Origin of the sequence: Nonomuraea sp. NPDC050328, assembly GCF_044459405.1 — a bacterium.
Classification (GTDB): domain Bacteria; phylum Actinomycetota; class Actinomycetes; order Streptosporangiales; family Streptosporangiaceae; genus Nonomuraea.
In genome coordinates, this window is the sequence record NZ_JBITIW010000002.1 from 504906 (window position 1) to 516458 (window position 11553).

The 11553-nt window shown below is 71.4% G+C and carries 11 protein-coding genes; 8 read left to right on the plus strand and 3 right to left on the minus strand.

The window, feature by feature from the left end:
- Positions 1-28: 28 nt before the first annotated feature.
- From ACIBG7_RS08525 to ACIBG7_RS08535, 3 genes are all read left to right on the plus strand, one after another.
- The gene (locus tag ACIBG7_RS08525) at positions 29-1534 is read left to right on the plus strand and encodes a zinc ribbon domain-containing protein (protein ID WP_357932039.1); all 1506 of its coding nucleotides are present in this window, start codon (positions 29-31) and stop codon (positions 1532-1534) included.
- Positions 1534-3030, plus strand: a complete 1497-nt coding sequence (locus ACIBG7_RS08530) for a serine/threonine-protein kinase (protein ID WP_357932036.1) — start codon at positions 1534-1536, stop codon at positions 3028-3030. The genes ACIBG7_RS08525 and ACIBG7_RS08530 overlap by 1 nt, the downstream gene beginning before the upstream one ends.
- Positions 3031-3146: 116 nt before the next feature.
- On the plus strand, positions 3147-3800 hold the full coding sequence (locus tag ACIBG7_RS08535) for a response regulator transcription factor (protein ID WP_357932033.1): 654 nt from the start codon (positions 3147-3149) through the stop codon (positions 3798-3800).
- Here the strand turns inward: ACIBG7_RS08535 and ACIBG7_RS08540 are convergent.
- Positions 3749-4444 (minus strand): hypothetical protein, encoded by a 696-nt coding sequence (locus tag ACIBG7_RS08540; RefSeq protein WP_397335662.1) that lies wholly within the window; start codon positions 4442-4444, stop codon positions 3749-3751. The two genes, ACIBG7_RS08535 and ACIBG7_RS08540, sit on opposite strands and share 52 nt — an antisense overlap.
- A 174-nt stretch (positions 4445-4618) precedes the next feature.
- On the opposite strand from ACIBG7_RS08540, the gene ACIBG7_RS08545 reads away from it, so the two are divergent.
- The 4 genes from ACIBG7_RS08545 to ACIBG7_RS08560 are packed head-to-tail and all read left to right on the plus strand — an operon-like array spanning position 4619 to position 8911.
- Complete coding sequence (locus tag ACIBG7_RS08545) at positions 4619-6664, plus strand: DUF6421 family protein (RefSeq protein ID WP_397335663.1); 2046 nt, start codon at positions 4619-4621, stop codon at positions 6662-6664.
- Positions 6661-7290 (plus strand): SDR family NAD(P)-dependent oxidoreductase, encoded by a 630-nt coding sequence (locus tag ACIBG7_RS08550; protein WP_397335664.1) that lies wholly within the window; start codon positions 6661-6663, stop codon positions 7288-7290. The genes ACIBG7_RS08545 and ACIBG7_RS08550 overlap by 4 nt, the downstream gene beginning before the upstream one ends.
- On the plus strand, positions 7287-8339 hold the full coding sequence (locus tag ACIBG7_RS08555; protein WP_357932023.1) for a low specificity L-threonine aldolase: 1053 nt from the start codon (positions 7287-7289) through the stop codon (positions 8337-8339). The genes ACIBG7_RS08550 and ACIBG7_RS08555 overlap by 4 nt, the downstream gene beginning before the upstream one ends.
- Entirely contained in the window at positions 8336-8911 is a 576-nt protein-coding gene (locus ACIBG7_RS08560) for an O-methyltransferase (protein WP_397335665.1), read from the plus strand. The genes ACIBG7_RS08555 and ACIBG7_RS08560 overlap by 4 nt, the downstream gene beginning before the upstream one ends.
- A gap of 9 nt (positions 8912-8920) precedes the next feature.
- Here the strand turns inward: ACIBG7_RS08560 and ACIBG7_RS08565 are convergent, their stop codons facing one another.
- A complete protein-coding gene (locus ACIBG7_RS08565; RefSeq protein ID WP_397335666.1) occupies positions 8921-9583 on the minus strand; it encodes a DUF305 domain-containing protein in 663 nt (220 codons plus the stop codon).
- 101 nt (positions 9584-9684) lie between these two features.
- Here ACIBG7_RS08565 and ACIBG7_RS08570 point away from each other — a divergent pair, with 101 nt between their 5' ends.
- Positions 9685-10419, plus strand: a complete 735-nt coding sequence (locus ACIBG7_RS08570) for a DUF3105 domain-containing protein (protein ID WP_357932018.1) — start codon at positions 9685-9687, stop codon at positions 10417-10419.
- Between the two features lie 4 nt (positions 10420-10423).
- Here ACIBG7_RS08570 and ald read toward each other — a convergent pair whose 3' ends face one another.
- On the minus strand, positions 10424-11536 hold the full coding sequence (gene ald / locus ACIBG7_RS08575; RefSeq protein WP_397335667.1) for an alanine dehydrogenase: 1113 nt from the start codon (positions 11534-11536) through the stop codon (positions 10424-10426).
- Between the last annotated feature and the right edge of the window lie 17 nt (positions 11537-11553).

The following is an 11553-nucleotide window of genomic DNA, read 5'->3' on the forward strand; positions in this document are numbered from 1 at the left end:
GGTCCTAGGCTCTGCAGGGGAGACAGAGATGGCCCGAGTCACCGCTCTCGCCGCGGGCGCGGCCGCTGCGCTCCTCGTGTGCGCACTGCCCGCCCTGGCGCACGAGCATCCCAGCGGCATCACCGATCTGGTGACCCCGTCGGTCGTACGAGTCGAGGCGAGTCAGCGCGTCGACATCACCCTCTTAGACCACATCGGCGACCTCGTGCACATCGAGCGCAGCTACGAGGTGCCGCTCGGCAGCGGCACCGGCATCGTGGTCAACCCGGAAGGCGCGGTGGTCACCCTCACCCGGGTGGTCAAGTCCGAACAGGACGCTGCGATCTACGCCGCCAACAAGATCTTCGCCGAGCACCACAAGGTCAAGGTGCCGGGCGACTTCGCCAAGCACGAGCTCAAGGACCCGCTGCTCAACCGGCACCTGCAGGCCTGCTACCCGCCCAAGCGCAGCACCGCCACCTGCATCGCCAAGGTGACCACCACGGTCACCGTCTTCCCCAACATCAACCCCCCGGACGCCAAGGGCTTCGCCGCCGAGGTCGCCTCGACCGGCGACAAGCCGGACAGCCCGGCGGTGCTGGTGCCCTCCGGCCGCGCCGACGGCAGCGTGGGCCTGCCCACCGCCCCGCTGGCGCAGAAGGTGCCCGACCAGGAGGGCTCGCCCACCTCGATCGCCGGCTTCCTCGGCCGGCCCTCGCCCACCCTCAAGCTCACCACCGAGATCGCCCACCTGGGCAAGGGCGGCGCCGGCGAGGGCGGCCGGCCCTTCTCCGACCCGTACAAGAAGGTCGACGAGCCGGTGAAGCTGGGCGCCCTGGTCGACAAGGGCATGCTCGGCGCGCCGGTGATCGGCGACAAGGACGGGCACGTGATCGGCCTCCTGATCGGCGGGGGCAAGGACGCCAGGATGATCGGCGTGCGCGAGATCACCGCGGCCCTGAACAAGGCCGGCATCCCGCCGCGGCGCGGCGCGGTCGACGCCGCCTTCGAGCACGCCCTGACCCGCTTCCACACGAAGTACTACACCGAGGCCACGCCCGGCTTCCAGCGGGTGCTCGACCTCTACCCGGGCCACACGGTCGCCGCCGAGCACCTGAAGACCTCGCTGGCCAAGCGGGGCACCGCCGAGGACCAGGGCACCGCCCGGCAGGCGGCCAAGAAGCCGGTCAAGTCCGCGCTGCCGCTGTGGCCGTTCATCGCCGCCGCGGCCGTGCTGCTGGTGGCGGCGCTGGCCGGGATCTTCCTGCTGTGGCGCCGCCGCCGCGCCGCCGCACCCGAACCGGCGGCCCCGCCGCCCGGGCCGGTGCCGCCACCGGTGGCGGCCGCCAGGACGCCCGTCGACGAGGGCGCCCACCAGACGGTCGTGGTCCGCCGCTCGCAGATCCAGGACGCCCTGCAGCAGCACTCCCAATCCCACTCCCAGCCGCAGCCGGTGCTGACCGCGCAGGAGGTCAAGTTCTGTACGGCCTGCGGCATGAAACTGGGCCGGGGCCACCGGTTCTGCGGCTTCTGCGGACATCCCAGCGAGACGTGATGCACTTGAACGAGCGTTCCCTCATCGGCCAGGAGGTGGCTGGCTACTACATCGAGGACATCATCGGCAAGGGCGGCATGGCCGTCGTCTACCTGGCGCTCGACCCCCGGCTGTCCCGCCGGGTGGCGCTGAAGATCCTCAACCCGGTGCTCAGCGTGGACGACCGCTTCCGCCAGCGCTTCATCCTGGAGTCGCGCACCGTCGCCAGCATCGAGCACCCGAACATCATCCCGATCTACGAGGCCAGCGCCGATCCGGGCGGCGTGCTGTACATCGCCATGCGCTACGTCGAGGGCCTCGACCTGCGCCGCCTGATCATCGACCGCGGGCCGCTGCCACTCGGCCAGGCCAACCAGCTCTTCGCCCAGGTCGCCGCCGCGCTCGACACCGCGCACAACCACGACCTGATCCACCGCGACGTCAAGCCGGCCAACATCCTTGTCGCCGGTGACCACGTCTACCTGACCGACTTCGGCATCACCAAGCACCGCACCTCGATCTCGGGGCTGACGCAGACCGACCAGTTCATCGGCACGCCCCGGTACATGGCGCCGGAGCAGATCAACAAGGAGGTCATCGACGGGCGGTGCGACCAGTACGCGCTGGCGTGCGTGGTCTACGAGGCGCTGACCGGGCGCCTGCCGTTCGAGCGCGACAACGACATCGCGCTGCTGTGGGCGCACCTGGCCGAGTCGCCCGCGCCGCTGTCGCAGCTCAGGCCCGAGCTGCCGCCCGCGGTGGACGCGGTCATGATGCGGGCGCTGGCCAAGTCGCCCGAGCAGCGCTTCGACTCCTGCGGCGAGTTCGTGGCCGCGTTGCGCGACGCGATCAGCGGGCAGGCGCCGCCCACCCGGCCGGTGCCGGCGATCGGCCGGAAGCCGGGCGGCGGGCGGCTGCCGCTCATCCTCGCCTCGCTGGTGGCGGCCGTGGCGGCGATCACGCTGGTCGCGCTGCTGGTGCTGGGCGGGGCGGACGAGCCGGAGTGGACGGTCTACCCGGGCTCGCCGGCCGCGCCGGTGACCTTCGAGTACCCGGCCGAGTGGACGGCCAAGACGCACTCCGACCTGTTCGCGGTGGTCTCGCCGCGGGTGACGGAGTTCGAGCGGCTCTTCGTCGCGGGCGCGACCGCCGACTGGTCGGAGGTCGGGCCGGTCATCTCCGCCGATCCCGAGGCGGCGGCGGGCTTCTACGCGCAGCTCGCCGACACCATCGACACCAAGGCCGACGCGGCGCAGCTCAAGGCCACCCTGGACACGATGCTGCCGGGCGAGGTGGAGATCACCGGCAAGCCGGTGGACGACGCCCTGGGCACGACCCCGGCGCGCAAGTTCGAGGGCGTCATGGTGGACCGGCAGGGCCGGGCGGCCCGGCTGGCCTTCACCGGGTACGTCGTCGAGCGCGCGGGCAAGCGGCTGCTGCTGCTCTACTACTGCGCGCCGACCGCGTGCCGGCCGGCGACCGAGGAGCGCATGCGGGGCAGTGCCAGGCTGACCTGACCGGACGCCGCCCGCCCGGCGTCGATCTTGTACGGCGGGCGGCGGTACTTGCGGCTCACTTGCGGACGGCTTGGCCGGGCTGTCGCCGATTGACCTCGGGGGATTACCCTCCCGCTGTGGGTATTCGCGTCGTCATCGCCGACGACCAGGCGATGGTCCGGGTGGGCCTTCGCATGGTCGTGGACAACGAGCCGGACATGGAGGTCGTCGGAGAGGCCTCCGACGGGCTCGAGGCCGTCTCGGTCGTCCGCCGGACAAGTCCGGACATCGTCCTCATGGACATCACCATGCCGCGCCTCGACGGGATCGCGGCGGCCAAGCAGATCCTGGAGGCCTCCCTCGCCCCCAGGGTCATCATCCTGACCACCTTCGACACCGACGAGAATCTCTACGCCGCCCTCCGGGCGGGCATCAGCGGCTTCCTGCTGAAGGTCTCGCCGCCCGAGCAGCTCATCGAGTCCATCCGGGTCGTGCACACCGGCGAGGCGCTGCTCGACCCGGCGGTCACCGGCCGCGTCATCGCCTCCTTCGCCGGGCGCTACGACCCGGCGCCGCCGCCGCAGCTCGACGAGCTCACCCCGCGCGAGCTGGAGGTCCTGCGCCTGCTGGCCAGGGGCCTGACCAACGCCGAGATCGCCAGGGAGCTGTTCGTGGGCGACGCCACCGTCAAGACCCACGTCGCCCGGGTGCTCATGAAGCTGCGGCTGCGCGACCGCGCTCAGGCGGTCGTCTTCGCGTACGAGGCCGGGGTGGTCCGGCCGGGGGCGTAGAAGCCCGCCCAGTCCTCGTCCGACATGCGGAGGATCTTCATCCCGACGTAGCCCACGGCGACGACCGGCAGCCACCACATGGGCACCATCGCCGGGCCGTAGGGCACGAACATGCTGCCGACGTACCCGGCCGCGGTGACCAGGGGCACCCACCAGCCGACGAAGCCGGAGCGCCAGACCAGGGCCAGCAGCAGCGGCAGCGCGCCGAACATGGCGACCAGTCCCGGGATCTGGAAGGCGACGAGCATGCCGGGCAGGTTCATCATCTCGTCCAGGATCTTCTGGGCCTGCTCCGGCGTGTGGTGCTGCCCGAGCCACCACTCGACCGGGTCGGTCATGAGCAGCGCCGAGGCGCTGATGTAGCCGAGCACCGTGATCGAGCCGATGATCGCGCCGGAGCGCGGGTGGCTGCGCCGGATCAGGTGCATCAGGCCGAGCGCGGCCAGCGCGGTCAGGATCCAGCTCCAGTGGTAGAAGGCCGACTGGAGCTGGGCCAGCGCGGGGTTGTCGCCGAAGCTGACGGCTTCGCGGTCGTCGCCCCAGGTGCCGGGGTCGACGACGACCGCCAGGCCCTGCAGGAGCGGGCCGGCGATCAGCAGGAGGCCGGAGGTGATCCGGCGGAATCGCACATGGTCGGTGAGCACGGTGGTTCCTGACGTCAGAGGGGTTGTCGAACGGGACGTTAATCGCGCGTCCAGGGCGCGGTCGTCCCTCCGGGGGCCTACTCCTCGTCGTCCGCCAGGTGGACACTCTGGTGGAGTTTCCGCCGACTATGTGTATATTTTTCGTCAGATAGCGTCTTCGGCAGGAGATTTTCTATGAGCGCGTTCCCCCGTGTGCTGGTCGACGAGGCCCACAGCCAGGCGTGGACCATCCGCCGCGAACTGGCCGTGACCCGCAACCCCGGCCATCCCGACGACAGCAGCTATGCCCGCGCGGCCGAGCGGCTGCGCCACCTCGGGCACACGGTGAGCGCGCACGAGAGCGGCGAGCTCACCGCCGAGGTGCTGGCCGGCGCCGACGTCCTGGTGATCGCCCACCCCGCCGAGGAGCGCTGGGAGCGCACCACCGGCCAGGGCAGCCCGGTGTACGGCGAGGCCGAGCTGGCGGCGATCGAGGAGTTCGTCCGCGGCGGCGGCGGCCTGGTCGTGCTGGCCGAGGAGGAGCAGGACAAGTACGGCAACAACCTGGCCGCCCTGCTCGGCCGCTTCGGCGTCGGCGTGACCCACACCACCGTGCGGGACGTGCGCCACGCGCACCGCGACGTGGCCACCTGGGTGCTGGGCGTGCCGGGCCGCGGCGGCCTGCTGGCCGGCGTCGAGCAGGCCTGCTTCTACCGTGCCGGGGCGCTGACCGCCCCCGAGGACGCCACCGTGCTCTTCGCCAGCTCCGCCGAGGCCGTGCCCGCCGGAGCCCCGCTGGCCGTCGCCCTCATCCACGGCAACGGCCGCGTGGTCGTCTTCGCCGACTCCGACCTGTTCGGCGACGACTCCATCGCCGACTACGACCACCTGACCCTGTGGGGCAACGTCGTCACCTGGGCCGCCCGCGTGCCCGCCGACGCCGGCTCGGCCGCCGCCCGCGACGAGCGCAAGGCCGCCCTCTTCGGCGAGCTCAAGGCCCTGGTCGAGGAGCTGCGCCCGCTCCAGGTCAAGGACGGCTCCGTCCCCGAGCGCCAGGACGAGGCGCGCGCCCTGATCGCCGCGATCTCCGCCAAGATCGGCGAGCTGGCGCCCTTCTTCCCGCACGACGCCGCCTACCTCACCCAGGTCCGGGCCGACCTGGCCAAGTGGGACCTCGGCGTGCCCGACTTCCTCGACTCGCTCGACCTGTTCCACCCCGACACCCAGCGGGTGGACGGCCTGGAGCACCTCGTGGTCTTCCCGATGTACACCCAGAACGGCAACCCCGCCCGCAACCTCGAAGCGGTCTGGCTGCGCACGATCTGGCCCGAGTGGCTGGCCAAGCTGGAGTCCTCCGGCTACGACAACCCGATGTTCGTGCCGATCGCCTTCGAGGACTTCACCGCCGGCTACGACACCCACTCCGCGGTGCTGTTCCCCGAGACCGTCGCGGTGCGCGAGAAGCCGGAGAAGTTCTCCTGGGGCGGTATCTTCGCCGACCGTGAGGCGGCCCGCTTCCGCCGCGTCTCCGAGGCCGCGGCCCGGACGCTCAAGCTCGACCTGCCGCCGGACGCCGAGCGGCTGCTGGCCTCCCAGCGGCTCGCCCAGGACACCTTCGTCATGTGGGACCTCATCCACGACCGCACCCACAGCCACGGCGACCTGCCCTTCGACCCCTTCATGATCAAGCAGCGCATGCCGTACTGGATGTACTCCCTGGAGGAGCTGCGCTGCGACCTGACCGCCTTCGGCGAGGCGGTCAAGCTGGAGGCCGAGGGCGTGCCGCAGGCGCGCTACGTGCAGATCGCGATCCTGTTCGACCGGCTCTTCCGCTTCCCGATCACCGGGGACCGGGTGCGCAACTACGACGGGCTCGGCGGCCAGTTGCTCTTCGCCTACCTGCACCGCAACGACATCGTCCGGTGGACCGACAACCGGCTCCTGGTCGACTGGGCGCGCGTCGCCGACGGCGTCGCGGACCTGCGCGGCGAGGTGGAGAAGCTCTACCGCGACGGCATCGACCGCTCCAAGGCCGCGCACTGGCTGGCCGCCTACGACCTGGTCTCGGCCTACGTCGAGCCGCACCCCTCCTCGAACTGGAAGCGGCGCGAGCTGCCCGAGGAGAACAAGGCCATGGTGGACGCGGTGCTGTCCGACGAGTTCCCCCTGAGCATGTTCTACGAGGCCCTGCGGCGTAAGCTCACCGACGTCGTCGAGTCCACGAAGGGGATCAAGGGATGATCATCCTCATCACCGGGGGCGGCGGGCCGACCGGCCAGGCCCTTTCCGCGCACTTCGCCAAGCACGGCCACACCGTGATCGCGGTCGACAAGGACGACGTCGACCTCCTGGACCGCGCCGCCGTACAGGAACTGGCCCGCTCGGTCGAGGCCGAGCACGGCCGGGTGGACGGCGTCTTCCACCTGGTCGGCGGCTGGCGCGGCGGCAAGACCTTCGCCGAGACCGACCTGGCCGACTGGGACCTGCTGCACGACCTGCTGGTCCGCACCCTCCAGCACGTCTCGCTGGCCTTCGAGCCGCTGCTGCGCAAGAGCGGCAACGGCCGCTTCGCCATCGTCTCGGCCAAGGCCGCGGAGCGCCCGACCGCGGGCGGCGCGGCCTACGCCGCGGCCAAGGCCGCCTCGGAGGCGTGGGTCATGTCCCTGGCCGACGGCCTGCGCGACACCGGCTCGGCGGCGACCGTCCTGGTGGTCAAGGCCCTGCTCAACGACGCGATGATCGCCGCCAAGCCGGAGGCCAAGTTCGCCGGCTTCACGCACGTCGATACCCTCGCCGAGGCGGCCGCCGCCCTGTACGAGCGGCCCGCCGAGCAGATCAACGGCACGCGATTGGACCTCACCCAGTGACACCCAGGCACGACCCCTCCAGCAAGGGACTCGCCAGCGACAACTACGCCGGCGTGCACCCCGAGATCCTCCAGGCGATCGTCGAGGCCAACGGCGGCCACCAGAGCCCCTACGGCGACGACGTCTACACCGAGGCGCTCCAGGAGGTCTTCCGGCGGCACTTCGGCCCCAGGGCCACCGTCTGGCCGGTCTTCAACGGCACGGCCGCCAACGTCGTCTCGCTCCGCGCGATGACCGCCCCCTGGGAGGCGGTCGTCTGCGCGGAGAGCGCGCACATCAACACCGACGAGGGCGGCGCCCCCGAGGTGGCCGGCGGCATCAAGCTCCGCACGGTCCCCACCCCGGACGGCAAGCTCACCCCCGACCTGATCGACCTGCAGGCCTGGGGCTTCGGCGACGTGCACCGCGCCCAGCCGCGCGTGGTGTCCATCTCCAACACCACCGAGCAGGGCACCGTCTACACGCCCGAGGAGATCCGCGCGATCACCGAGCACGCCCACTCGCTGGGCATGCTCGTCCACCTCGACGGCTCGCGGCTGTGCAACGCCGCCGCCGCGCTCGACGTCCCGCTCAGCGCGCTGAGCACCGACGCCGGGGTGGACGTGCTCTCCTTCGGCGGGGCCAAGATCGGGCTGCTGTACGGCGAGGCGGTCGTCGTGCTCAACCCGGAGGCGGCCAAGGGCATCGAGTACATCCGCAAGTCGCTGATGCAGCTCGCCTCGAAGATGCGCTTCCTTTCTGTGCAGTTCGAGGCGCTCCTGTCCGGCGACCTGTGGCTGCGCAACGCCCGCCACGCCAACGCGATGGCGCAGCGGCTGGTCACGGCCGTGCGCGACATCCCCGGCGTGCGGATCCCGCGCGCGGTCGAGGCCAACGGCGTCTTCGCGATCCTCCCCAAGGAGGTCACCGAGCGGCTGCAGAAGCGCTTCCACTTCTACACCTGGGACGAGGTCAGCGGCGAGGTGCGCTGGATGTGCGCCTGGGACACCACCGAGGCCGACATCGACGCCTTCGCCGCGGCCCTGCGCGAGGAGATGGCCTCCGCGTGACCGCCCTTCCGGGGCTGGTGCGGGCCGCGCTCGCCGCGGCGGACGCGGCGGCCTTCCCCCACTCCTGCGACCCCGGCACCGGACGCCTGCTGGCCACGCTGGCCGCGGGCGTCCGCGCCGGCGGCCGGGTGATCGAGATCGGCACCGGGACCGGCGCGGGCGCGGCCTGGCTGGTCTCCGGCCTGCTGCCGCGCACCGACGTCACGGTGACCACCATCGAGAACGACCCCGAGCGCGCCGCCGCGGCCGCCCGGCTGCCGTGGCCCGACTTCGTGGACCTCCAGCAGGGCGACGCCCTCGAACTGCTTCAGGCCGTGCGAGGCCGCTGCGACCTGCTGTTCGCCGACGCGGCGGCGGGCAAGCAGCACGGGCTCGACCTGTCGGTGGCCGCCCTGGCGCCCGGCGGGACGCTGATCGTGGACGACATGACCGAGTACCCGGGCTCGACCTGGCCCGAGGACTTCCGCGCGCGGCAGCGGGCGGTCCGCGAGCGCCTGCTCGGCGACCCCGGCCTCGTCGCGGCCGAGCTCCCGCACGCCCCGGGCCTCATCCTGGCCACCCGCCGCCGCTGACGCCCCGCCTCAGCGGGTGAGGATCGAGGGGTACGGCCGGCCGCCCCGGTGCCGGAGCAGGTCGGTCATCAGCTTGATCTCCCCGCTCTGCCCGCCGACGATCTTCTGCGCCATGCGCACCACCTCGTCCCGGTCGGAGCGCTCGATGAGCGCCTCGGCCATCTGCACCCCGCCCTCGTGGTGGCGGATCATGAGCTGCAGGAACAGGACCTCGGCCTCCTTGCCGGTCAGGCTCTTGAGCTTGGCCAGCTCCTCCTTGGAGGCCATCCCCGGCATTCCCGCTTCCGATGCTCCTGGCGACGGTGCTCCTGCCGACTGTGCTCCCGCCGACGGTGCGGCGCCGTGCCCGGCGTGCCCGGCCATCCACGCCATCGACGGCCGCTCGCCGACCTCAGGCAGCCCCCACTGCTCCAGCCAGCCGGTGAACCGGCCCCGCTGGGTGGCCTGGGTGTTGATGATGTCGAAGGCCAGGTTGCGCACGTCGGCGTCCTGGGTGCGGTTGTAGACGAGGAACGACATCTCGACCGCCTGGCCGTGATGGGTCCCCATGTCACGGGCGAACCCGGCCTCGGCCGAGGCGTCGGACGGCGTGCCGTCCCGCAGGAAGAGGAAGGCGGCCGCCACCAGGAGCAGGGTGAGGGCGCCGGCGATGATCATTCTGGGCTTTTGCATGGCACGTCCAGCGTACCGACCAGCAGATAAAGGCAGCTTATTCTCCATATACGCCCGTAGGGCATAAGGTGACCCCTGATTGCCATCCCGATGGAGGAACGATGACGAAGGAGAAGGCCGTCGCCAGGCGCGAGCAGCTGGCGAAGGCCCGTGCCCAGCAGCAGCGCAAGGAACGACGCGCCGCACTGATCATGTGGGGCGCCGGCGGTGCCGTCATCCTGCTCCTCGTCGGGCTGGTCGGCTTCTACCTGGTCAAGCAGGGCCGCGAGACCTCGCTGGACGGCGCCATCTCGGCCAAGTTCGAGGGCGGCAACCACGTCTGGAACACCGTCAAGTACCCGCAGACCCCGCCCATGGGCGGTGAGCACAACAACTACTGGCAGCAGTGCGACGTCTACGACAAGCCGATCCACAACGAGCACGCGGTGCACTCGCTGGAGCACGGCGCGGTCTGGATCACCTACCGCCCCGACCTGCCCAAGGACCAGGTGGACAAGATCAAGGAGATCGCCGGCAGCACGGGCAACAGCGAGTACATGCTGGTCAGCCCGTACGAGGGCCTGCCCGCGCCGATCGTCGCCAGCTCGTGGGGCCACCAGCTGAAGTTCCAGACGCTGGAGGAGCCGCGCCTGCGGGCCTTCATCAAGAAGTACCAGAACGGCCCGGACACCCCTGAGCCCGGCGCCACCTGCGGTGGGGAGAACGCCATCACCACCACCGCAGAGCAGCCGCTGCCGCCGGAGCCCAAGGCCGACCCGGCGACCGTGCCGTCGACCGCCCCCTCGGGCGCTCCCTCGGCCACGCCGTCGGCCGTCCCCTCGGCGACCAAGAGCTAGCCGGTCACGTCAGCAGTTCCTCGAAGGGCACCCAGTCCAGCCCGTGCGCCTGCGCCACGGGCTCGCTGACCAGGTGCCCTTCGTGCGTGCTGAGGCCCAGCGCGAGCGCCGGGTCCTCGCGCAGCGCGCTCAGCCCGCGCTCGGCCAGGGCCAGCGCGTAGGGCAGCGTCATGTTGGTCAGCGCGTAGGTCGAGGTGTGCGGCACCGCGCCCGGCATGTTCGCCACGCAGTAGAACAGCGAGTTGTGCACCGGGTACGTCGGCTCGGCGTGCGTCGTGGGCCGCGAGTCCTCGAAGCAGCCGCCCTGGTCGATGGAGATGTCCACCAACACCGACCCGGTCTTCATCGCGCTGACCAGCTCGTTGCTGATCAGCGTCGGCGCCTTCGCGCCCGGCACCAGCACCGCCCCGATGACCAGGTCGGCCTCCAGCACCGCCTTCTCGATCTCCAGGGCGTTGGAGGCGATCGTCTGGCAGTGGCCCTGGTAGATGACGTCCGCCTGGCGCAGCTTGTCGATGTTGCGGTCCAGCAGGACCACCTCGGCCTGCATGCCGAGCGCGATCGCCGCGGCGTTCATGCCCGAGACGCCCGCCCCGATGACCACCACGTGCGCCGCGCGCACGCCCGAGACGCCGCCCATCAGCACGCCCCGGCCGCCTTCCGGCCGCATCAGGTGGTAGGCGCCCACCTGCGGCGCCAGCCGTCCGGCCACCTCGGACATCGGCGCCAGCAGCGGCAGCCGGCCGTCCGGAGTCTGCACCGTCTCGTAGGCGATCGCGGTCGTGCCCGCCTCCAGCAGCGCCCGCGTGCACTCGGCCGAGGCGGCCAGGTGCAGGTAGGTGAAGAGGATCTGGGACTTGCGCAGCCGGTGGTACTCCTCGGCCACCGGCTCCTTGACCTTCAGGATCAGGTCGCCCTCGGCCCACACCTCGTCGGCGCTGCCCAGGATGACCGCTCCCGCGGCCGTGAAGTACTCGTCCGGGATCGCCGAGCCCGCGCCCGCGTCGTGTTCGACGTAGACCTGGTGGCCTTGCCGGATGAGCTCGTGGGCGCCGGCTGGGGTGAGGGCGACCCGGTACTCGTGGTTTTTGACCTCGCGTGGAACTCCGACCTTCATACCAACCCACTTCCCCC